A 20,139-nucleotide genomic window follows, 5' to 3' on the forward strand; every position below is an offset into this window, starting at 1 on the left:
TTGTTTTGCACTTAGTTTTTTTTAGATGTTATTCTAATTTAAAAACAAGCAAATACAGCGATTGATATAGCCATGTGGTTGATTGGCTAGGATTTCAAACCCTTTTTCATGGGTTTGGTCATAAGATAATCTAATTTTTGCATGCGTTCGATATTAACCAAATATCCAGTGCAAGCATTTTGAATATGACCTCTTTTAATCCAGCTTTCAGTAAAGCGGCTGTTTGTACTTAAAATGCTCTCGGAGAACGGTAGCTTTAGCATAATTATGCTATGGCTTCTTCAATCTCCGCTTTGCGAAGCAGATAGTCGTCTGTTGCCTTATCCAGCTCTGCAAGCGTGCCGGCCAGTACCTTGGCAACATATTTGTAGAATTTATCCAGACTCGTTAGCGACTCAGCACCGCTGGCTGCTTTTGTGGAGTCGGCAAGCAGCCGATGCGGGTTACGCGTCTGAGCGCTGGTGGCTGCAGGGCTAACCTTACGCTCTGGCAGTGATTTCTGCTGAGGCTCTGACTTGCTGTTAATCAGGCTATTCAGCTTAGCACGGCTGCGCGCCGGGGTAACATTGCGTCTTGCGCGCTGAGTCGGTTCAAATTCGTCAGGCTTATACACGCCAGGGATCACATCAGGGCAGTACAACCGCGCCCAGTATTTAACTGCCAGATAAGCCAGCTGCTGCTTTGGTGCTGTCTTCCATAGTGGGGCATTACGGGTGGTCACGAATTCCATATAAAGCGGCTCGCCTTAGGTCATTTCGGTCTCACCCCGTAGCACCGCATCGATGTGCACGGATAGGCTACGCTCATTATTCTCGTTTGCAGCGCCCGGCCTGAACTTCTCCCACTGCGGGATGGACGAGGGCCCTGGCGTGCATCAGCTTCAGTTTGCGCCCTTGTTCGGCATCCATAACCGCCATGCTCATGTTTTCGCATCCTTTAAAAGACGTTCTCGTTCGGCTTGCCTTCATTGGCCCGGCGGTTAAACTCTGACGCTATGATAAAGCGGTTATCAAACTGCTCTGGCTCCATAAGCAGGCAGTGCAGAGCCGTGTATTCTGCGCGGCCTTTTTCTCTTCATCCTCCGGCGTGCTTTTGCGCCACTGAAAGATGGCCAGGTTTATAGCAATATCATCCAGCTGCGACTTGCTTATGATGGCGCCCGAGTGATAGGTCTCATTGCTTATGTCGTAATAGATGCCATGCTGCATCACGCTACTTCGTTATAGCTGTGCTTGTGTTTCCAGATATCAATTATCCTCTCGAGCTTAGCTGCGGTGATCATCATGCCCCGCATGAATGCGTCAGCAGCCATTTCGGGTCATTATCCATTTCAAACATGCCTATGGCTTCGTGATCGAAGTGGCGCAGCAAGTGGGCTGATAAAAACATTGAGTCATGATTCCGTCAACGCGGGCCGCGATAATTTGCGGTTTCTCATCCTGCAGTCTGTCAGCTATCTACTGAACCTATTTTCCGTCTTTTTTGTACAGGCGAAATTTCATTTGCGGTCTCCCCTGATCAGACGTTGTAGGAACAGATTGATTAAGGTGAGGCCGTTCGAATTTTCCAGCTACTGTGTGCGCTGACGCTTAAAGTCATCCTGGTGTTTGCGGTGTTTATCTGCCTAGGCAGGCTTTCTCACGGGCGTAGCTCTTGCGAGATAACTTAAACCAGACGCTCCTATAGCTGCTGCAGGCGGCTTTTAGGGCGCCAGTGCAGTACGTCTGAGCCTAATAAATGAAATGCGAATTGGTTTATTGCGGGCGTGGCGGTTTGAGAGCTACTCATGTGGGTAGCCCCAGCATTTACAAATTAAATAGGTAACTTGTAATTAATTTGAAGTGTAATAATTAGAATACCCCCCCATATTTCTGCCGGAGCTAACGGATGGTTGTGAGTACAACCGACATGCCCTCGCAGGAAGGCATTACGCGCATACCAAGAAAAATCGTTCTGTAGCGAGCTATCTGCTGCGTAGATACTGTGAATGAAAAGCGCCACGGGGTGGGCAGCCTTTGCAGCAATTTATTTTAATATTTTATTTTTTCTGGTTCGCTTATGAAACTGTTTAGAGAAAATGCAAGGGTGCTGCTTTTTGCTATTCTTTCAGCTTCGTTGGTTATTCTGGTTTCAAATTTTTCATTTTTATTAATTGTGACTCTTTCATCTTTGATCATTAGAGTGTACATCGGCATATTCTCAGATCTATAATTTATGTAAGTTTTAATGTTTAAATTAAATGGGATTTTTCCTGAGAGGTTTTCAGGTTTAATTACTTTTTCACCGCTGAGGTTTTGGCTTTCATTAATTTCCTTAGCTATTTTAGCTAAGGCGCTGTGAAGTTTATCGGAAAAATCATTTGGGTCGACGTTGATTATATTTATAGCAGCTGGTGATTTATCTGATTCATCACTAAGGATAATGTCCATTCCCCGACTTTCACTGTATACCTTGCCTAAGTTGACGTGGCCAACAGTTGTGGTAAGAATGTTTTCTTTGGGTTGGATTAGCTCTTTTTGTAAGATTAATCCCTCGCTTACCATTGATGCTCCAAATATGGATGAGCCCAGAATCACGGATGAGACAATGACAGCTATGCCATTTTTTTTATGGTTCATTTTCAAATCCTTTAAGTCACTGTTTTTAACTTTTGAATTTTTAACACAAACTTAAGAGATGAATTAATTGAATAGAGGTAATTTATGGCTCTTTTTATAAGCTTTGTAATACGCACTGAAACGGTAATCATACCCTAATGTTAGCGTGCTGTTTCTGGAACCAGCTTTCGGTATCCAGAATGGTAGATAGCTACTTATAGTAAGCATACTGTTATGCTCTTATGCTTTTCACGCAGACTCGGCACTGATGCATAGCACAGGCTACGTTTAATTTGCCTCCAACATTTGCTGTGCCTGTCTTTCTCGCCGGACGGGCACGGCTGGATATTGTTCCTGCTGTGGCGCACAGTATGCTCTGAGGCGGTTCCTTGCTTTATTTGGAAACCAAGATGGCTACTGTCATAGTAAACCTCTGGTAATGGGCTTAGATAGTGTACTGGGCTGTTGCTTTTCCACCCTCGAACGGCTTAGTGAACTTTGCGACGCAACGCCTGAATGGGTAAAGCACAACCTCAAGCGCACGTATCCTGGCTGTGAGGCCATCACCTACACCACTTTCATCACGGGCGAAAAGTCCACTACCTGTCAACTCTGGCGTACAGACGATCTTGATAACGCACAGATGCGCCGATATGTGGTCGCATATCGATTTGGATCGAAACATCACAGGAAGGGGCGATGAGACATATCAGGCGCTGCGGATAGTTCCATCCCGACTTTCAGAATCAAACATGGTGTAGCGCAGATTAGCCCAGGTAAAAAGGAGAAAGACTGGCAGAAAGCTATACAGAGAACAGAGCGACGACGCAAGCAAAAGCCCAACAGGAAAAGCGCCACACTAAAATGCGCAGGTTACCCTGGAACCCTTTCGTTACTTTCACAGGCAGGCCCAGACATTTTAATATATATCCGCACCCGCGACGCCGGATAACTGTTTATCAGCTGCGGGCTTATTGCTCGCAGAAAATACGCAAACTTGTTAAGTATAGAGAGACAGCATGAGCTTAGAAGTGACAGTAAAGTACCATTTCAATAATGGCAGAACTTCAGCTGAATAGCGCCGCAGACGCTGACTGACACGCTCACTGGCATCGACTATATGCTGCAGTGGGAATGACGCAGAGTCGTGTTCCGCGGGGTTACAGCGCTTTTATGGGCAAAGTGGGAGTGAATGAGAATGACGCTGCCCGAATTGTATCCCTGTTAACTGAATATGCACTTCAAATCCGCGACCAAGTTCCAGTCTGTCAAAAATAACCGTATGGCTCATTGAGAAATTGACTGAGTTTTCATCGCGGGCTATTGAATTTTTCTGAGTTGTGTTTATTTATATCTAACGATGGGATTTGCATGTCGCTACCAGATTAATAAGAAGCCCCTATCTAACCGGCGGGGCTTTTTGCTTAATAAGGCTTTGATACTAACTTTCTGCTCTACTAACTGCCGTCCAGCAGCTGCTTATATTCCTTTCTTTGCATGCATTAGCTATCTCTGTACCGAAGGCAGTGCGTGTTTTTTCAATGTTATCATTGGTCACATGACCTCCTTTTTCACCGTTATTTCTCCAGTGACTAAAAAACAGCTTTTCTTGGCCATCATCAAGAGCAGCTCGTATAGCTGTCTGTCTGGCAGGCTGTTTTGATGGGATAAATTCAGGAATGCTGTCTGAAAAGCTTGAGAAAAAAGCCGACGTTTTGAATCGATTGGCAGGATCTGGCGTGATCCCCAAGGCATCCAAAAGATCTTTGTAAGCTGATTCTGGCCGGATGGCTGTGCCAATTTCAAATCCGGGTTGAACATTCACAATGAAAGCGCACTTGTGCCCAATTGCGCCAAACAAAAGTTGAAATGGTTTCCTGTCTATCAGGAAGAGGATATCAAATACAGTCTTATTGTGTTGATATTGAAATCGAGCGCTTGTTACCTTTTTGAACATCATGTCCTTGTACAGCTCTTTAAGCTTAGGTAAATGCATTATTACTCCTTATAGTTTGAGGTTCATCAGTGACCATAACTTTATATTCCTAAAATTTGAAGCGCTGAGACAGATGCTATCGATTAGCAAAATTTAAAAACCACCTTTGATACGCATTAGGTAACCAAAGATCGAACGGTCTTTTAGACATAATCAGAAAGATGCTGGTGCTGGCCGTTTTTTAGACGTTTAAAATTATAAGGACTACTTAGGCAGGCCTTTTTCATTTTAGCGACCAAAGGATTAACCTATGGCTTCCCGGGGCGCTTCTTTCAAACTAAGGCAGATGAGTAATGCGGGAATATTTCCGGGCGACACTGGAAATATTAACCGGGAGCGCTTTATTCACAATCTCATTAAACCCTAAAAGCGACTCCCCATCTCCGGGGTTGGGATATGCAAAAAATGCCATACAAATCAGATCCGGGCTTTATAGCCAGCGCTGCTGGCACTCGGTATGACCGTGCTGGGTTCAGTGGCTGCTTATGCCTGCCTGGTTTTAAGCGGAGAGAGCTTCAGCTGGCGCACCCTGTGCCTGCAGATGATTGTCTCCATCTTTGCCGGTTTACTGATGATGCTGCTGGCCGTCTACTGGCAATGGCCGCAGGAGGTAGCTGGTGCAATCTGTGGCATGGCCGGCCGGTCTGGCTCACCTCTCATCAAGGCACTGGAAAAACGTTTCCTGCAGAAAGCTGCAGGCGGTGCAGGAGCTGCTAAATGATTACTTTCAACCAGTTCCGGCGAGCGACCGGCATCAGCCAGGCTCTGGGCAATATGTGGTTTCCTCATGTTGCAACAGTGATGCGGGAATTCGGTATCGACACCGCAAAGCGCCATGCTCATTTTCTGGTGCAGGTGGGGCATGAGGCTGCCGGGTTCACCAAAACCGAAGAGGGGCTGAATTACAGTGAGAGCGCTCTGAACGTTATGTTCGGTAAGTGCATTACCCCCTCACAGGCCAAAGCTTATGGCAGAAGCAGCGCTCACCCTGCTGACCAGTGCATGATAGCCAGCATCATTTACTCAAACCGCAACGGAAACGGCAGCATTGAGTCCGGTGACGGCTACCGGTATCGCGTGCGCGGGTTGATTCTGATTACCGGGAAGAAAAACTATTCGACCCTGAATGCCCAGCTACGTGCTGACCTCATTGCTGCGCCGGAACTGTTATCAGGCAGGGCACTCGCAGCACGTTCAGCGGCGGCCTGAACGGTATCAACGACCGACGCCAGCGTACAACCTGCGCACTGGAGGTGCTATGCAGAACATGAACGTTACCTGCATCCTGAGCCCTGTCATCTTCGTGGTCATCATCGGCTTCATTGCAAAGCTCGGCTATGACAATCAAATCCTCACGCAGAGGAACGAGCGCCTGCGACTGCAGAACACAGAGCTGATGTCCAAAAACACTGACCTTGCCGGCACCATTAAAACGCTGGCGGCGTACGTCGATGAGCAAAACGAAATTATCCCCCCTGAGACAAATCACCGGGCGGCCGCAGAGATGAAGCAGCAGGGGTTCTGCGCAACTTCCGGCTGCTGGATTCGCTTCACGAGTGCAACGGAAAGCTAAGAGCTGCTATCCGCAGGATTGACGAGAATAGATAACTATATTGCAGCAGTACATCAAAGAGCAGTACTGAAGTGAATACTAAAGATTTAGATTTGGTAGCCGAATTAATAAAGAGTCATTAATTTGGAGGAAATGTATGGATACTATTTTTTCACTGGAGAAAATAATAACTTACCTGATCTTTACTGGCATAGCGTTCATTGTACCCATTGTAGTTTCAGAGCGAGTCAAAAGAAGCATTGGTTTTGAGTACGAGGAGTTGCTGGAAACCATCAAATCAGCAAATGTTAGACCCCTGGAGATGGAAAAGCAGTCAAGAGAAATAAGGTTGAAATCCGCTCTGATTGCAGAGCTTTTTGCTGAATGGACATCGCTTTCCCAGGACAGAAAAAAGCTTCGGCAGTTAACTTTTGAAGCTTTCCTCTGGCTCCCAGAGCCTTTAGCTAAAGAATTGTCAATGATACTTTCACATGATGATGCAGCACTTGATGTACGCGATTACATTATTCAGGTAAGGAAGTTCTTGCTTGGTCAGGATGATGACCTGGATAAAAATAAAATCATTACTTTTGGATTATCCAACGAAGAGCGTTCAAATATGCGTTTCTAACCGCCTTCGGGCGGTTTTTTATTGGAGCCAATATGACCGCCACCTACTGCATCACTGTAAAAACAAAGTCAGGTGAAACACACGAAGGCCTGATGAATCTGTCTCAGCCAGAAGTGGTTAACGGCTTTATCGGTATTGCGCGTGAAGATAGTGGCTGGGTCTATCTGGCGCCTGGTAGCGTGCTGAAGATGGAGTACGTGCCAGATCAAAAGGAGTGAGATGGCCTTCATCACAAAGGAGGAGGTCGCCGATGAAGTTGAAACCCGGATTTGAGGATTATACGGAAGAAGAATTCATTCAGTGGGTGAATGAGATTTGCAGCGCTAAAGGCGGTGAAGCCCGGCAAGATGAATTACTTGAAAGTTTTATTGCAGTAACTGAGTACCCTGAAGGGTCTGACCTGATTTACTATTATGACGATGATAATGCAACACCTAAGAGAATTGTGTCCGCGATTAAAGCATGGCGAAAAGCTCATCGTAAGCGTGGCTTCAAATCATAAGTGATAAAGCCATATCCAGAAGTCACATTTGTGAGTGTGCCTGATAAATCACTTGAAATTTTAAGCATGCATGCTTATTGACCTGCTTTTAACAGGCCAAATAGATGTCGACAATTTTTACATGGAATATTTTTCAAGATGTGGCAAAGGCACAGGACTAACAATAAAAGTTGTACCATTGTTATCTTGCTTCCACACAAAGGCATAAGTGAAGGAGTGGTCGTCGGGAATCCAAAATACTTTAGGTGGTTCGCGATAGTCTCCCTCCCACATTCCAGCATATGCTAAATTCCGTGCCTGCTCCCAATCATTGATAAATTGTTTTACTTCGCTAAGCCTGTGTTCATCTCCATGAGGAAAATCCAGAGCAGATTTTTCAGCCATTTTTGCAACTGTTTGTTCGACTGTATCCATGAAATCCCAATTCCAGTCAATAGGGGCTATAGCATATGTAAACCAACTCATTGTGTTTCCCACCTCTAATTCAGGATGTCGCTTTAAAAAATAACACTCACCGACAAGTAAGAAATAGTCTGCCGCGAGTACCTCATCAATTTGAACGCCACGCAAGCGGCCATTCGGGCGGGGTATAGCGATAAGACTGCAAACCGTGCCGGATCTGAAAACCTGTTAAAACCTGCTATTGCGCAACGCATTATTGACCTTAAATCAGAGCGCAACGAAAGGGTAGAGGTAAATGCGGACTATGTGCTGCGCCGCCTCGTTGAAATTGACGAAATGGACGTGCCCGACATCCTGAAGGATGACGGCGGCCTCTGACGGGATCCCCTTCTCCGGTGCAGGACTGCATAGCCGAGGCGTAGCCTTAACTCAGTATTCACCCCCAATCCGGCCATAACATTCCGCGTGGATATCCCGGACGGCTTCCTGCTGGTCGACTCAGCTGCAGCGGTAAAGCCCGGCAGCATAATTGTGTATCAGTGCAACGGCTACTCAGGGCCGGGCAAGATGTACCGCTATAGCCTGGTGACGGAAGAGGGCGAGGTTATGGAAGGTGAGCCGCTGAATAATGTCATTGTGCCGGGGAAGATGACGCGCGGGGTGCGGCATATAGATGTTTCATTTTGACATTCTTACTGAGCTATCTGCTTATCCGGACTCTGTATCTGAGCATTTTTATTTAGTACACAGGTAGTACATAATAGCCTTAACGGATGGTTTTTAAATTCATAAGTTATTGATAGGTAATCAAAATAGACATAAAGCAACTCATTTACCTCTGCAACCTTGAGCGGGAGCGCCATTTTGGCCGGGCGGCAGAAGCGAGTTTTGTCAGCCAGCCCACGCTCTCAATGCGGCTTAAAAACCTCGAGCGTGAGCTGGGGTTATCGCTGATTAATCGCAGTAATAACTTTGACGGCTTTACCCCGGAAGGTGAACGCGTGCTGACCTGGGCGCGGGAGATTGTCTCTGTTTATCAGGGGCTGAAGCTGGAGGTTGAATCCCTCAAGCACGGCGTAAACGGTACGCTGCGGCTGGGCGTTATGCCGCAGTGCAGCGTGGCGCTGCCCGCGCTGCTCAAAGCGGTTGAAGAGCGCTATCCTCAGCTGGACTATCGCGTCGCAGCGATGAGCGCCGATCAGCTGCTGGAAGCGCTGAACAGCCATACTGTTGACGGCGGCATCGGTTTTTTTGAACTGACGTCCCTGCGCGAGCTGCACTTTCAGACCGCGCTGCTGAACGATGGCGGAGTGGAAGCGATTTTTAATCCACAGCACTTTCCGGCGCTGCAGCAGCAGCAGCGGCTTTCACTGCAGACCCTGGCGGCGCAGCCACTCTGTCTGGCTGAACCCACGCGCTATTTCCGGCGTTATCTTGATGGCCAGCTGCGCGAAACCGGTGTGCTGCCGCGTGTGATCGTTGAGAGCGCCTCCATTATGCAACTGCTGCAGAGCGCACAGGTTGGCCTCGGCGTAATGGTATCACCGTGCGGACATCTGCTGCCCGAACTGTTGCAGAACCTGGCGCGGCGCCCGATCGATATGGCACCCATGGGGCGGCAGGCTGCGCTGGTGATCGCAGAGCCGGGACGTGCTTCACCGCTGGCGCAGCACTTTTTTGACGAGGCGCGCCGCCATCTTCATGACTGACGCGTCTCTGCCAGCGCCATAGAGAGCCGATCTTCCCAGCTGGCCAGCGCCACCTTTTGCAACAGCGCAAACAACGCCTCCTGATCCCAGCCACTGTTAATCAGCGGCTGCAGATGCGCAGCACTGAACCGATCGGGCTGACGCGTCAGCTGTCCGCTCAGCGCAGCAACGGCGTCGCGATGATGCGCAGCGTCAGCCAGTAACGCCTCACGCCAGCCTCCGGCGTAGCGGGCAAAACGCTGGCGGCAACCGAGAATACGCGCGCTGACCGCCAGCGCCAGCGCTTCCGCCTCCGGATGAACTGAAGCCAGCTGCTGTTTCAGGCGCTGCAGGCCGCTCAGAACCGGCGCATCATACATCAGGAGCCCGCTCAGCGGCGCAAGATCGCTATCTTTCAGGCAGTCCGCCTGCGCGCTCAGCTGTTGCGGGCTGGCATAGCGTCGCTCCAGCGATTTCAGCGCCGGTGAGTAGGGCATGTCTTCAGCAAACAGCGTGGCGCAGGCGTCGGGCGGCACTGACACGCCGGGGATCCAGCGCACCGGCTGTGCCAGCAGCGCCTGGACGCCAGCCACCATCCGCGCCTGAAAGCCTGTGAACCCTGCAATCTGGTTCAGCGTGATGATATCGGGCTCTGTCAGTCCTACCGCCTCCAGTGCGCCGATACTGTGTGCGTTAATCAGCGCGGGCTGCATTGCCAGCTGACGGACATACTGCGTCATCTGCGTCAGGCGATTGTTGCTCTCGCGCGAAGAGTCGGGGCCGGGGAGCGGATTAAGGCGTGCTGAATAGTGATTGCACAGGCGCTGAACGCCCGCCACCTGCGCAACCGTCAGAGCGGCGCTTAGCCGGTCATAGAGTGTCAGCGTATGCGTTTGCGATGCCGTCAGACTGTCGGGAAACAACAGCTGGCTTACATCGCGAGCCGCCAGCAATGCCGGCTGAAAACGGCGAAACAGCGGCTGTAAAGCCGTTGCCTCCTGCTGCAAGCCGAGCATGAAACGATCGTTAACCAGAGCGGCCTCAGGGACCAGCGGGGCGGTAGTGGAGGTGTATGGGCGAGCCTGGCTTTCATACAGCCAGAGGTTATGGCCGGTAAAACGGCGTTGTTCCATAATCCATCCTTTCGCTAAATTCGGGCTGAGCGTACGACGGGAAAGTCTGAAAAGCGTGTCGCCGCTCGGGGGCAGGCTTATCGTCGCTGAAGGTCAGGCGCAGGCAAAAGAATGAAGGGGAATAATTAATATCGAATGGGTATATAGTGAGGTCAGAGAGGGAGTGGGGCGAGTCAGGCTCGCCCCTGCAGAACTTATTTCAGTTCCAGCTCGTTCATAGCGGCAATGCTGAAGCCGCCATCAACGTGTACGACTTCACCGGTGATACCACCCGCCAGGTCAGAACACAGGAAGGCCGCAGAGTTACCTACGTCTTCAATAGTTACTGTACGGCGAATCGGGGTAACCGCTTCACAGTGGGAAAGCATCTTACGGAAATCTTTGATGCCGGATGCCGCCAGAGTACGGATTGGACCTGCAGACACGGCGTTGACGCGCACGCCTTCCGGACCCATCGCGTTAGCCATGTAGCGTACGTTAGCTTCCAGCGACGCTTTCGCCAGACCCATAACGTTATAATTTGGAATAGCACGCTCTGCGCCCAGGTAAGAGAGGGTCAGCAGGGCAGCATTCGGGTTCAGCATCGCGCGGCACTCTTTGGCCATCGCCACGAAGCTGTAAGCGCTGATATCGTGCGCGATTTTGAAACCTTCGCGCGTTACGGCGTTTACGTAGTCACCATCCAGCTGATCGCCCGGGGCAAAGCCGATAGAGTGCACGAAACCGTCAAATTTTGGCCAGGTTTTTGCCAGCTCAGTGAACAGGGCAGTGATGCTCTCATCTTCTGCCACATCGCAAGGCAGAACAATGTCTGAACCCAATTCTTTAGCGAACTCTTCCACACGACCTTTCAGTTTGTCGTTCTGGTAGGTGAAAGCCAGTTCTGCGCCCTGCTTATGCATCGCCTGCGCAATACCGTAGGCGATGGAGAGTTTACTGGCAACGCCAGTAATCAGAATGCGCTTACCGGAAAGAAAACCCATAGCTGTAATCCTTATGGTCATTGTTGTTGGCGGTCGCGATGATTAAAAAGTATACGACCGACGTTAATCGACGTGCGGATTCTAGCACGTCTGTATCAAATACGGTAAACCGCACCGCGTTTTCCGCGAGACGGGCGGCATTCAGAGCACGCGCCGCCAGGCTTCAGCGGTCAGCGCTTCACCAAAGTGGCTGGCAATCAGTCTTTTGGTCAGCTCATGCAGCGGCGAGGCTAAAACATCTGCGGTGCCGCCGCGCTCCACGACCTCACCCTGATGCATCACCAGCACCTGATCGCTGATATGTTTCATCATGCCCAGATGCTGCGTCACGTAGATATAGGCGATGCCGTGTTTCTCCTGCAGCTCCAGCATCAGGTTCACCAGCTGAGAGCGCATGGTCATATCCAGCGAGGCGAGTGCTTCATCGGCCACGATCACTTTGGGCTGCAGGATCAGTGCCCGCGCCAGCGCCAGGCGCTGCTTCTGGCCCGGTGCCAGCATATGCGGATAGTATCCAGCATGGTCGCGCAGCAGACCGACCTGGCGTAGCGTGCTGATGATACGCTGCTCGCGCGCCTCATCATCCAGTTCTGTGTTCAGGCGCAGCGGCAGGTCGAGGATCTGACTGACACGCTGGCGCGGATTCAGCGAGGTCGACGGGTCCTGAAAAATCATCCGGATGCGCTGGCTGCGATAGCCGTAATCGCCGTAGCTCAGTGGGTGATCGTCAATCAGCATTTCACCGGCGCTGGGGGCGACCATGCCGCTCAGCATCTTGGCCAGCGTTGATTTGCCGGAGCCGTTTTCGCCAATGATTGCCAGCGTCTGCTTCTCGCGCAGCGTAAAACTGACATTTTTGACCGCCTCAACGTGCTGGCGGCGAAACAGCCCGGTGCGATAACGATAGGTTTTGCTCAGGTTGCGTACTTCCAGCAGCGTTTCCATTACTGACGCTCCCGATTAAGCGGAAAGTGACAGGCAAACAGATGCGATTTGCTGCCGGTCAGGCGCGGCGTTTCAACGCATTTGCGCTGCGCATAAGGACAGCGCGGACCAAGCCGGCAGCCAATTGGCAGATGCTCCAGCGAAGGAATGGCGCCGGAAAGCGTATTCAGACGACTTTTATGCGGCAGCGCGCTGCCGAAATCGGGCATTGCACGGATCAGTGCCTGCGTATAGGGGTGGTGCGGCGTGCTCATCAGCTCCTCGCTCTGCGCGGTTTCCACCGTCTGGCCGCAATACATCACGTTAATACGGTCAGCCCATTTGCTCATGGCGCGCAGATCGTGGCTGATCAGCAGAATCGTGGTGTTGTTATTCTGGTTCAGACGGCTGAGCAGGCGAAATATCTGCGCCTGGGTAGTGGGTTCCATAGCGTTGGTCGGCTCATCGGCAATCAGCAGGCGCGGCTGATTTGCCAGCGCAATCGCTATCATCACTTTCTGACACTCGCCCTCGGTGAGTTCGTAGGGAAAGCTGCGCAGAATATCGTTGTGATCGCGGATGCCCACCCGGTGCAGCAATTCAATGGCGCGTGCTTTGCGCCAGAACCACAGGCGCTGATACCAGCGACCTTTATGCGTCCAGCGCGGGATAGCCTGCATCAGCTGGCGGCCAACGCTCTCAGAGGGATCGAGGCAGGATTGCGGCTCCTGAAAAATCATTGAGACATTGTGCCCCATGATTTTACGCCGTTCGCGCGGCGAAAGACGCTGCAGATCGATGTCGTCAAACACCATGCGATCGGCGGTGACGCGCCAGTTATCTTTGGTTACGCCACAGATCGCTTTCGCCACCAGGCTCTTTCCGGAACCCGATTCACCCACTAGTCCGCGGATCTCTCCCTCACTCAGCGTCAGGTTAATGCGGTCCACTGCCTTCACCGGGCCTTCCGGCGTCATAAACTCAATTGTCAGATTGCGGATATCAAGTAGCGGCATTATTCAGCTCCCGCCTCAACCGCGCGACGGATACCGTCGCCCAGCAGGTTAACAATCAGGACGCTTGTCATCAGCGCCGCACCCGGCAGCATCACCGTCCACGGGGCAACATAGATTAGCTCCAGCGCATCTCCCAGCATCGCGCCCCATTCCGGCGAGGGCAGCTGCGCGCCTAAATCAAGAAAGCCCAGCGCGGCGATATCCAGGATCGCCATTGAGAGTGAGCGGGTAAATTCGCTAATCAGCAGCGGCAGAATATTGGGCAGCACTGCATTCCACAGAATGCTGAGATTGCGTGCGCCATCCAGCCGCAGTGCCACGACATACTCTTTCTCCAGCTCATCGTGCACGGCAGTGTATATCTCCCTTACCAGCCGCGGGATCAGCGCCAGCAGCACCGCCAGCATGGCGTGCGCCAGCTGTGGTCCAAGAAACGCAACCACAATAATCGCCAGCAGCAGTGACGGAATCGACAACAGCGTATCCAGAATGTGATTCATGACGGCAGAACGTACGCCGCGCGTCATGCCCGCCAGAATGCCCAGGAGCAGTGCCGCCAGCGCGGCCAGCAACGTGACAATCAGTGCCGACCCCACCGTCGGGGCCACGCCACTCAGCAGGCGGCTCAGCACATCGCGGCCCAGGTCGTCAGTGCCGAGGAAAAAAGAGACGTCGCCGTAGCGTGACCATGAAGGCGGCAGCAGCTGATAGCCCAGAAACTGCTGATCGATGCCGTAAGGCGCGATCACCCGGCCAAACAGGCAGAGCAGCAGCAGTGTACCAAAGCCATACAGGCCGATCATGGCGCCCGTGTCGCGATAGAAGTGGTGCCAGCTCAGGCGCAGCGTGCTCGGCAGCCGCTTCTCGGCATAAACGTTATCTGAGGGCATACCACTCCTTGTGCTTCAGCGGATTCAGGGCGGCGCCAAGAATATCAGAGAGGACGCTGACAATAATGACCAGCCCGCCAGCAACCATTACACCGGCGGAAATGGCCGCATAATCCTGCTGGCGGACAGCATTAATGAGCCAGCGCCCCAGGCCCGGCCAGTTGAAAACAACTTCCGTGATCATCGCCAGCGTCAGCATAGTAGAGAACTGCAGTCCCAGACGCGGGATAACCGGCGGCAGGGCATTGTGTAACACGTGACGGCGGATAACAGTAAAGCGTGACAGGCCACGGGTCGCCGCCGCTTTGACATAGTTTTTATCCATAACTTCACTGGTGCTGATGCGCAGCAGCCGGATCACTTCCGTGGTGGGCGCTACCGCGAGCACGATCACCGGCAGCACCATGTGTGACAGCGCGCTCAGCAGCATCTCATGGCGCCAGCGGGAGGGACTCAGCCAGGCGTCGATAAGCGCAAACCCGGTGACATTCTGCACCGGATAAAGCAGGTCGAATCGGCCCGATACCGGCAGCCAGCCCAGCGTCAGTGAAAAGAACAGGGTAAACAGCAGCGCCAGCCAGAATACCGGCATTGAAAATCCCAGCAGTGCCAGCGCGCTAATCACTTTATCCGGCCATTTTTTTCGCATGACGCCGGCGCAGATACCGAGGGGGATCCCGGCCAGCAACGCCAGCATAAATGCGAGCACGCACAGTTCCAGCGTGGCGGGAAACACTTCGCGCAGCTGCAGATTTACCGGCAGGCCATTAATGCTGGAAACACCAAAATCAAACTGCAGTAAGCCCTGCGTCCAGAACCACCAGGCATCCAGTAGCGAGGCACCTTCCAGCGGCGCGTTTGGCGTAAAATAGCTCAGGCTGAAGCTGACCAGCGACAGCAGAAACAGGGTGATCACCAGCAGCAGTATGCGGCGCAGCAAATAGATAATCATCGGTTACTCTCCGCTCTGCTCATCGCGATGTACGCCGGCGAAGGAAGCATTGCCAAACGGACTCAGCACCAGCCCCTGAACATCGTGCCGGTACGCCTGCACGCGCAGTGAAGACGCGAGCGGCAGTACCGGCAGCTCCTGAGCGAGCAGCTGCTGCGCACGGTCATAGTTTTCAATTCGCGCGGAGAGCTGCTGTGAGAGCAGGGCGCGCTGCAGTGACTCATCGAACGCCGGAGAACACCAGTGAGCATAGTTGGTCTGCGAGCGGATCGCCGCACAGCTGAGCAGCGGACGAAAGAAGCTGTCGGGATCGTTGCTGTCAGTAGCCCAGCCGCTCAGGGTTAAATCGTGGTTCATCGCCATCAGCTGCGCTTCCTGAAAACGGCCCTCTACCGGGGTAATAATGACGTTAACGCCAACCTGCGCCAGATCTGCCTGCAGCAGTTCAGCGGTTTTAAGCGGGCTGGGGTTCCAGGACATCGAGGCCGTTGGCACCACCAGACGCAGCGTCAGATCTTCGATGCCGAGTGCTTTCAGCGCCGCACGCGATTTGTCCGGATTATATTCCGTTACGCGGGCGTCGCTGTCGTAGGCCCAGGACGCGCGCGGCAGGATAGAGGCAGCGGTTTCCGCTGTGCCGTAATAAATAGACTCCATCAGGCGTTCATTATTGATTGCCAGCGCCAGCGCGTGCCGCACTTCGGGGCGATCCAGCGGCGCTTTACGGGTGTTAAACGCCAGATAAGCGATATTCATGCCGGGGCGCAGCGTCATGCGCAAACGCGGGTCGTCACGCAGAATCGACAGCTGGCTCGCCGCCGGATAGGCCAGCACATCGCACTCGCCGGTCAGCAGTTTTGACAGACGTCCGGTGCCACCGACGCCGAGGTCAATCACTACCTGCTGCAGACGCGGTACGCCTTTCCAGTACCAGGGATTGCGCGCCAGGCGCAGATACTGCCCGGTACGGTATTCACTCAGCTGATACGGACCGGTACCCACCGGCTCCCGATCCAGCTTCTCCTGCTGCCCACGGGCATCCAGCTGCGCAGCATACTCCTGCGACAGCACCGGCGCATAATGGGTGGCGATATGCCATAAAAAAGAGGCATCAGGCGCGTTCAGACGGATCTCCACGGTATAGCGATCCAGCTTTTTAACGCTCTGCACCGAGTCGGCAAACTGCAGACTGTCAAAATAGGGATAGCTGCCGCCATTGACGTTATGCCACGGGTGGTGCCGGTCAAACATCCGCGCGAAGCTGAATACCACATCATCGGCGTTCAGCGTGCGCCGGGGCGTAAAGCTGGCGGTATGCTGGAAAGAGACATTCCGGCGCAGATGAAAACGATAGGTCGCGCCGTTATCACGGACTTCCCAGCTCTGCGCCAGATCGGGTATCAGGCGATAGGTGTAAGGATCAACATCCAGCAGTCTGTCATAGAGCTGTGCGGCCAGAGTATCAACCACCAGTCCGCTGCTGACCATCTGCGGGTTAAACGTGTTGACGCTGCCGTTGACACAATAGACAAAGCCGGTCTGACGGATCGATTCCGCAGGCGCAGCAGACGCGCTCAAAGCGCTGAAACTCAGCAGCAGCGAGAAGAGAATTTTTAGCATAGAACTCAACGATTCTGAGGCAATAAGCAGAGTGTATCGCAAACCAGCGTGACTTCCCAAACTCCCCATGCGCCTGCAGCAATTACCTGCACATTGCATAAAAAACAGGCGCAATAAGAGTGTGGGAATGAGAAAAGTTCTCAATAAAGCTTTACAGATGATAATAGGAATGATTATTATTCACCTGCGCTTCACCGGTGGCTCTGCCGGAGAAGGGCACGACATTGCTCACATTGCTTCCAGTATTATGTTGCCCGCCTCGTGCGGGCTTTTTTTTTCTTCCTGACTGATGCGGCAGCAGCGTTGGCTGCGCTCAGCAGAACCGGTCACATACTGATGTATGCTCCCGGTCTCCGCTTCGCTTGCCTCCTTGCTGCCACATCAGTCAGTTTGAAAAAAGAGGCTGTTTGGTCTGCAGCAGCAGCACTGGCTGCGCTCAGCAGAACCGGTCACATACTGATGTATGCTCCCGGTCTCCGCTTCGCTTGCCGCCTTGCTGCCACATCAGTCAGTTTGAAAAAAGAGGCTGTTTGGTCTGCGGCAGCAGCACTGGCTGCGCTCAGCAGAACCGGTCACATACTGATGTATGCTCCCGGTCTCCGCTTCGCTTGCCTCCTTGCTGCCACATCAGTCAGTTTGAAAAAAGAGGCTGTTTGGTCTGCAGCAGCAGCACTGGCTGCGCTCAGCAGAACCGGTCACATACTGATGTATGCTCCCGGCATCCGCTTCGCTATCCACTCTCGTCGCTATCAACTCTCGTCACGGACCTGAATACCGTGCTTTTTCATCATTGCGCGCAGCTGATGATAGGTCACACCCAGCAGATCGGCCGCGCGTCGCTGGTTAAACTTTGCATTCTGCAGGCTCATTTCCACCAGCGCGCGCTCCTGCTGATGCTGCCACTGGCGCAAATCAAGCGGCAGGGCAGGCAGTGCAGCCGATCCGGCAGGGCGCGGTGGCTCTGCCGGTACGTCACTCTTTAAAGCAAACGGATTAATGATGATGTTGTCCAGCAGCTCCTCAGTGCTGCGATGCCGGTATACAGAGCGTTCCACAACATTCTTTAACTCGCGCACATTACCGGGCCAGCTGTACTCCAGCAGTTCTCGTTGCGCGCGTTCGCTGAAGCCGGGAAACAGCGGCAGACGCAGCTCGCGACACATCTGGATAGCAAAATGCTCCGCCATGAGCAGAATATCGCTGCGTCGCTGGCGCAGCGGCGGCAGCTGCACCACATCAAAGGCGAGGCGATCCAGCAGGTCAGCCCGGAATTTTCCGGCAGCGGCGAGCGCGGGTAAATCTTCATTAGTGGCGCAGACCAGGCGTACATTCACCTGCAGAGCGTGATTACCGCCAACACGCTCCAGCTGACCATATTCAATCACGCGCAGCAGTTTCTCCTGAACCAGCATCGGCGCTGTCGCCAGCTCATCAAGGAACAGCGTGCCGCCGTCGGCGCGCTCAAAACGACCAAGATGACGCTTCTGCGCACCGGTAAAGGCGCCCGCCTCATGTCCGAACAGCTCAGAGTCGAGCAGGCTCTCATTAAGCGCTGCGCAGTTAAGCGAGATAAAAGGACCCTGCCAGCGTTCAGACAAATAGTGCAGGCGGCTGGCGATCAGCTCCTTACCGGTACCGCGCTCACCCACCACCAGCACCGGTTTTTCCAGCGGTGCCAGCTGAGAAACCTGCTCCAGCATTTCAAGAAAATTATTCGATTCGCCCAGCAGGTTATCGTTGCCGTTAGCCATGATGAATTTCACCAATAGTTGTGTAATTTACTTATCCTGGCTTCCTGCCGCCAGAAAGTAAACCTGCGTATATTAATAAAATCAACCAGTTAAAAGTTGGCACGCATCTTGTAAGCAGTAAAAGCGTCCGACCCTATACACGACAATATTAAGGAACATCATTATGGGTATTTTTTCTCGTTTCGCTGACATCGTAAACGCTAATATTAATTCGCTGCTTGAGCGCGCAGAAGATCCGCAGAAACTGGTACGCCTGATGATTCAGGAGATGGAAGACACGCTGGTAGAAGTACGCTCCACTTCAGCACGCGCGCTGGCTGAGAAAAAACAGCTGCTGCGTCGCATTGAGCAGGCTGAAGTTCAGCAGTCTGAGTGGCAGGAGAAAGCAGAGCTGGCTATCAGCAAAGAGAAAGAAGATCTGGCACGCTCTGCGCTGATCGAAAAACAGAAACTCACCGATCTGATTAGTCTGCTGCAGCAGGAGTCCACGCAGGTGGATGAGACGCTGGAGCGTATGAAAGGGGAGATCGGCGAGCTGGAAAATAAACTCGGTGAAACCCGCGCCCGCCAGCAGGCGCTGACGCTGCGCCATCAGGCAGCTTCCTCATCACGCGATGTACGCCGTCAGCTTGACAGCGGCAAAATCGATGATGCGATGGCGCGCTTTGAGTCCTTTGAACGCCGTATCGATCATATGGAAGCTGAAGCGGAAAGTCAGCGCTTTGGTAAATCAAAAACGCTGGATCAGCAGTTTGCCGAGCTGAAAGCAGACGATGAAATCAGTCAGCAGCTGGCCGCGCTGAAAGCCAGAATGAACCGCAGCGAGTGATCGCGTCCGGGCCCGGTTTCGGGCCCAGCTGAAACGGTGTAGATGATTAAGGAGAGTCAATGAGCGCACTTTTTCTTGCCATACCCCTGACAATTTTCGTGCTGTTTGTCGCGCCCATCTGGTTATGGCTGCATTACAGTAACCGGCGCAGTGCAGGTGAATTGTCGAATAACGATATGCAGCGGCTGCAGCAGCTGACGCAGGAGGCGCAACGTATGCGTGAGCGCGTTCAGGCGCTGGAAGCGATTCTTGATGCGGAGCATCCAAACTGGAGGCAGCCATGACAGGCGATCGCAAACTCTGGCGTATTCCGCAGCAGGGCAAAGTACGGGGCGTCTGCGCCGGCGTGGCGGAATATCTTGATATACCGGTACGTCTGCTGCGCGTCATTGTCGTGCTGTCGCTGTTCTTTGGTCTGTTTATGATCACTGTGACCGCCTATTTTATTCTCGGCTATGTGCTGGATGAAAAACCGGCCACGCTGCCAGATCAGAAACAGCCCACGGCCCGTGAACAGCTGGATGAACTGGCGCTGGCGCTGAGCCAGGATGAGCGTAGCGTACGCGATGTAGAGCGTTATGTGACTTCTGAAACCTTTAGCGTACGCAGCCGCTTTCGTCAGCTCTGATCCCCGGACCCTGGCGGGTCCGCCTCTCAACTCATAAGGGGCTTT

General features: G+C 52.7%; 24 protein-coding genes and 2 pseudogenes. 13 read left to right on the plus strand and 13 right to left on the minus strand.

What is annotated here, in order from left to right:
* Nucleotides 1-265: 265 nt before the first annotated feature.
* The 3 genes and pseudogenes from SB719_RS03170 to SB719_RS03180 all read right to left on the minus strand — a co-directional run bounded on the left by SB719_RS03170 (nucleotide 266) and on the right by SB719_RS03180 (nucleotide 2,618).
* A complete protein-coding gene (locus tag SB719_RS03170) occupies nucleotides 266-730 on the minus strand; it encodes a recombinase RecT (RefSeq protein ID WP_412158878.1) in 465 nt (154 codons plus the stop codon).
* Nucleotides 731-845: 115 nt separating this feature from the next.
* A pseudogene (locus SB719_RS03175) lies at nucleotides 846-1,208 on the minus strand (exodeoxyribonuclease VIII); the annotation flags it as partial.
* A gap of 822 nt (nucleotides 1,209-2,030) precedes the next feature.
* Complete coding sequence (locus SB719_RS03180; RefSeq protein WP_304232989.1) at nucleotides 2,031-2,618, minus strand: hypothetical protein; 588 nt, start codon at nucleotides 2,616-2,618, stop codon at nucleotides 2,031-2,033.
* 1,152 nt (nucleotides 2,619-3,770) lie between these two features.
* On the opposite strand from SB719_RS03180, the gene SB719_RS03185 reads away from it, so the two are divergent.
* Nucleotides 3,771-3,875, plus strand: a complete 105-nt coding sequence (locus SB719_RS03185) for a hypothetical protein (protein ID WP_412158913.1) — start codon at nucleotides 3,771-3,773, stop codon at nucleotides 3,873-3,875.
* A gap of 163 nt (nucleotides 3,876-4,038) precedes the next feature.
* Here SB719_RS03185 and SB719_RS03190 read toward each other — a convergent pair whose 3' ends face one another.
* On the minus strand, nucleotides 4,039-4,593 hold the full coding sequence (locus SB719_RS03190) for a DUF6037 family protein (RefSeq protein WP_412158879.1): 555 nt from the start codon (nucleotides 4,591-4,593) through the stop codon (nucleotides 4,039-4,041).
* 457 nt (nucleotides 4,594-5,050) lie between these two features.
* Between SB719_RS03190 and SB719_RS03195 the strand changes: the two genes are divergently transcribed.
* The 6 genes from SB719_RS03195 (at nucleotide 5,051) to SB719_RS03220 (ending at nucleotide 7,278) form a co-directional block, all read left to right on the plus strand.
* Nucleotides 5,051-5,314, plus strand: a complete 264-nt coding sequence (locus tag SB719_RS03195; protein WP_313066033.1) for a phage holin family protein — start codon at nucleotides 5,051-5,053, stop codon at nucleotides 5,312-5,314.
* On the plus strand, nucleotides 5,311-5,802 hold the full coding sequence (locus SB719_RS03200; protein WP_304232994.1) for a glycoside hydrolase family 19 protein: 492 nt from the start codon (nucleotides 5,311-5,313) through the stop codon (nucleotides 5,800-5,802). Before SB719_RS03195 ends, SB719_RS03200 begins: the two co-directional genes overlap by 4 nt.
* Before the next feature lie 49 nt (nucleotides 5,803-5,851).
* Nucleotides 5,852-6,166 (plus strand): hypothetical protein, encoded by a 315-nt coding sequence (locus tag SB719_RS03205; RefSeq protein ID WP_304232996.1) that lies wholly within the window; start codon nucleotides 5,852-5,854, stop codon nucleotides 6,164-6,166.
* A 136-nt stretch (nucleotides 6,167-6,302) separates the two neighbouring features.
* Entirely contained in the window at nucleotides 6,303-6,776 is a 474-nt protein-coding gene (locus SB719_RS03210; RefSeq protein WP_304232999.1) for a hypothetical protein, read from the plus strand.
* A 32-nt stretch (nucleotides 6,777-6,808) separates the two neighbouring features.
* On the plus strand, nucleotides 6,809-6,994 hold the full coding sequence (locus SB719_RS03215; protein ID WP_412158880.1) for a hypothetical protein: 186 nt from the start codon (nucleotides 6,809-6,811) through the stop codon (nucleotides 6,992-6,994).
* Nucleotides 6,995-7,026: 32 nt separating this feature from the next.
* Nucleotides 7,027-7,278: a bacteriocin immunity protein gene (locus SB719_RS03220; protein ID WP_304233004.1), complete on the plus strand. Its 252-nt coding sequence runs from the start codon at nucleotides 7,027-7,029 to the stop codon at nucleotides 7,276-7,278.
* Nucleotides 7,279-7,395: 117 nt separating this feature from the next.
* Here SB719_RS03220 and SB719_RS03225 read toward each other — a convergent pair whose 3' ends face one another.
* Entirely contained in the window at nucleotides 7,396-7,692 is a 297-nt protein-coding gene (locus SB719_RS03225; protein ID WP_139074192.1) for a hypothetical protein, read from the minus strand.
* 114 nt (nucleotides 7,693-7,806) lie between these two features.
* Here SB719_RS03225 and SB719_RS03230 point away from each other — a divergent pair.
* The 3 genes and pseudogenes from SB719_RS03230 to SB719_RS03240 all read left to right on the plus strand — a co-directional run.
* Nucleotides 7,807-8,055, plus strand: a pseudogene (locus tag SB719_RS03230) (terminase small subunit); the annotation flags it as partial.
* Nucleotides 8,056-8,145: 90 nt separating this feature from the next.
* Complete coding sequence (locus SB719_RS03235) at nucleotides 8,146-8,367, plus strand: hypothetical protein (protein ID WP_304233008.1); 222 nt, start codon at nucleotides 8,146-8,148, stop codon at nucleotides 8,365-8,367.
* A gap of 125 nt (nucleotides 8,368-8,492) precedes the next feature.
* Entirely contained in the window at nucleotides 8,493-9,389 is an 897-nt protein-coding gene (locus SB719_RS03240; protein ID WP_304233041.1) for a LysR family transcriptional regulator, read from the plus strand.
* Here the strand turns inward: SB719_RS03240 and SB719_RS03245 are convergent.
* The 8 genes from SB719_RS03245 to pspF all read right to left on the minus strand — a co-directional run bounded on the left by SB719_RS03245 (nucleotide 9,380) and on the right by pspF (nucleotide 18,637).
* The gene (locus SB719_RS03245; protein WP_304233010.1) at nucleotides 9,380-10,501 is read right to left on the minus strand and encodes a carboxymuconolactone decarboxylase family protein; all 1,122 of its coding nucleotides are present in this window, start codon (nucleotides 10,499-10,501) and stop codon (nucleotides 9,380-9,382) included. The two genes, SB719_RS03240 and SB719_RS03245, sit on opposite strands and share 10 nt — an antisense overlap.
* Nucleotides 10,502-10,695: 194 nt before the next feature.
* On the minus strand, nucleotides 10,696-11,484 hold the full coding sequence (fabI, locus tag SB719_RS03250; protein ID WP_039384517.1) for an enoyl-ACP reductase FabI: 789 nt from the start codon (nucleotides 11,482-11,484) through the stop codon (nucleotides 10,696-10,698).
* A 141-nt stretch (nucleotides 11,485-11,625) separates the two neighbouring features.
* On the minus strand, nucleotides 11,626-12,429 hold the full coding sequence (sapF, locus tag SB719_RS03255) for a putrescine export ABC transporter ATP-binding protein SapF (protein WP_304233013.1): 804 nt from the start codon (nucleotides 12,427-12,429) through the stop codon (nucleotides 11,626-11,628).
* On the minus strand, nucleotides 12,429-13,424 hold the full coding sequence (sapD, locus tag SB719_RS03260; protein ID WP_304233015.1) for a putrescine export ABC transporter ATP-binding protein SapD: 996 nt from the start codon (nucleotides 13,422-13,424) through the stop codon (nucleotides 12,429-12,431). The genes sapF and sapD overlap by 1 nt, the downstream gene beginning before the upstream one ends.
* Nucleotides 13,424-14,314 carry a putrescine export ABC transporter permease SapC gene (gene sapC / locus SB719_RS03265; protein WP_292971340.1) on the minus strand — a complete coding sequence of 297 codons (891 nt, stop codon included), beginning with the start codon at nucleotides 14,312-14,314 and terminating at the stop codon, nucleotides 13,424-13,426. Before sapC ends, sapD begins: the two co-directional genes overlap by 1 nt.
* Entirely contained in the window at nucleotides 14,301-15,266 is a 966-nt protein-coding gene (gene sapB / locus SB719_RS03270) for a putrescine export ABC transporter permease SapB (RefSeq protein WP_065649291.1), read from the minus strand. Before sapB ends, sapC begins: the two co-directional genes overlap by 14 nt.
* 3 nt (nucleotides 15,267-15,269) lie before the next feature.
* On the minus strand, nucleotides 15,270-16,886 hold the full coding sequence (gene sapA, locus SB719_RS03275) for an ABC transporter substrate-binding protein SapA (protein WP_065649292.1): 1,617 nt from the start codon (nucleotides 16,884-16,886) through the stop codon (nucleotides 15,270-15,272).
* 749 nt (nucleotides 16,887-17,635) lie between these two features.
* Nucleotides 17,636-18,637, minus strand: a complete 1,002-nt coding sequence (pspF, locus tag SB719_RS03280; RefSeq protein ID WP_065649293.1) for a phage shock protein operon transcriptional activator — start codon at nucleotides 18,635-18,637, stop codon at nucleotides 17,636-17,638.
* A gap of 163 nt (nucleotides 18,638-18,800) precedes the next feature.
* Here pspF and pspA point away from each other — a divergent pair, with 163 nt between their 5' ends.
* From pspA to pspC, 3 genes are read left to right on the plus strand one after another with little or no spacing between them, the layout of a single operon-like run.
* Nucleotides 18,801-19,466, plus strand: a complete 666-nt coding sequence (gene pspA / locus SB719_RS03285; RefSeq protein ID WP_065649294.1) for a phage shock protein PspA — start codon at nucleotides 18,801-18,803, stop codon at nucleotides 19,464-19,466.
* A 59-nt stretch (nucleotides 19,467-19,525) separates the two neighbouring features.
* Entirely contained in the window at nucleotides 19,526-19,750 is a 225-nt protein-coding gene (pspB, locus tag SB719_RS03290) for an envelope stress response membrane protein PspB (RefSeq protein WP_039384488.1), read from the plus strand.
* Entirely contained in the window at nucleotides 19,747-20,094 is a 348-nt protein-coding gene (pspC, locus tag SB719_RS03295) for an envelope stress response membrane protein PspC (protein WP_065649295.1), read from the plus strand. Before pspB ends, pspC begins: the two co-directional genes overlap by 4 nt.
* Nucleotides 20,095-20,139: the final 45 nt, after the last annotated feature.

The sequence above is a fragment of the Pantoea sp. SIMBA_079 genome, from assembly GCF_046940275.1.
GTDB lineage: Bacteria > Pseudomonadota > Gammaproteobacteria > Enterobacterales > Enterobacteriaceae > Pantoea > Pantoea borealis.

Excerpts from the sequence above, each read along its gene's own strand:
- sapB (WP_065649291.1), bottom strand. The coding sequence starts at position 15,266 with ATGATTATCTATTTGCTGCGCCGCATACTGCTGCTGGTGATCACCCTG.
- pspB (WP_039384488.1), top strand. The coding sequence starts at position 19,526 with ATGAGCGCACTTTTTCTTGCCATACCCCTGACAATTTTCGTGCTGTTT.
- sapA (WP_065649292.1), bottom strand. The coding sequence starts at position 16,886 with ATGCTAAAAATTCTCTTCTCGCTGCTGCTGAGTTTCAGCGCTTTGAGC.
- SB719_RS03200 (WP_304232994.1), top strand. The coding sequence starts at position 5,311 with ATGATTACTTTCAACCAGTTCCGGCGAGCGACCGGCATCAGCCAGGCT.
- SB719_RS03245 (WP_304233010.1), bottom strand. The coding sequence starts at position 10,501 with ATGGAACAACGCCGTTTTACCGGCCATAACCTCTGGCTGTATGAAAGC.
- SB719_RS03170 (WP_412158878.1), bottom strand. The coding sequence starts at position 730 with ATGGAATTCGTGACCACCCGTAATGCCCCACTATGGAAGACAGCACCA.
- sapC (WP_292971340.1), bottom strand. The coding sequence starts at position 14,314 with ATGCCCTCAGATAACGTTTATGCCGAGAAGCGGCTGCCGAGCACGCTG.
- sapD (WP_304233015.1), bottom strand. The coding sequence starts at position 13,424 with ATGCCGCTACTTGATATCCGCAATCTGACAATTGAGTTTATGACGCCG.
- SB719_RS03205 (WP_304232996.1), top strand. The coding sequence starts at position 5,852 with ATGCAGAACATGAACGTTACCTGCATCCTGAGCCCTGTCATCTTCGTG.
- SB719_RS03225 (WP_139074192.1), bottom strand. The coding sequence starts at position 7,692 with ATGGATACAGTCGAACAAACAGTTGCAAAAATGGCTGAAAAATCTGCT.
- pspA (WP_065649294.1), top strand. The coding sequence starts at position 18,801 with ATGGGTATTTTTTCTCGTTTCGCTGACATCGTAAACGCTAATATTAAT.
- SB719_RS03190 (WP_412158879.1), bottom strand. The coding sequence starts at position 4,593 with ATGCATTTACCTAAGCTTAAAGAGCTGTACAAGGACATGATGTTCAAA.
- SB719_RS03180 (WP_304232989.1), bottom strand. The coding sequence starts at position 2,618 with ATGAACCATAAAAAAAATGGCATAGCTGTCATTGTCTCATCCGTGATT.
- fabI (WP_039384517.1), bottom strand. The coding sequence starts at position 11,484 with ATGGGTTTTCTTTCCGGTAAGCGCATTCTGATTACTGGCGTTGCCAGT.
- sapF (WP_304233013.1), bottom strand. The coding sequence starts at position 12,429 with ATGGAAACGCTGCTGGAAGTACGCAACCTGAGCAAAACCTATCGTTAT.
- SB719_RS03220 (WP_304233004.1), top strand. The coding sequence starts at position 7,027 with ATGAAGTTGAAACCCGGATTTGAGGATTATACGGAAGAAGAATTCATT.
- SB719_RS03210 (WP_304232999.1), top strand. The coding sequence starts at position 6,303 with ATGGATACTATTTTTTCACTGGAGAAAATAATAACTTACCTGATCTTT.
- pspF (WP_065649293.1), bottom strand. The coding sequence starts at position 18,637 with ATGGCTAACGGCAACGATAACCTGCTGGGCGAATCGAATAATTTTCTT.
- SB719_RS03195 (WP_313066033.1), top strand. The coding sequence starts at position 5,051 with ATGACCGTGCTGGGTTCAGTGGCTGCTTATGCCTGCCTGGTTTTAAGC.
- SB719_RS03215 (WP_412158880.1), top strand. The coding sequence starts at position 6,809 with ATGACCGCCACCTACTGCATCACTGTAAAAACAAAGTCAGGTGAAACA.
- pspC (WP_065649295.1), top strand. The coding sequence starts at position 19,747 with ATGACAGGCGATCGCAAACTCTGGCGTATTCCGCAGCAGGGCAAAGTA.
- SB719_RS03185 (WP_412158913.1), top strand. The coding sequence starts at position 3,771 with ATGGGCAAAGTGGGAGTGAATGAGAATGACGCTGCCCGAATTGTATCC.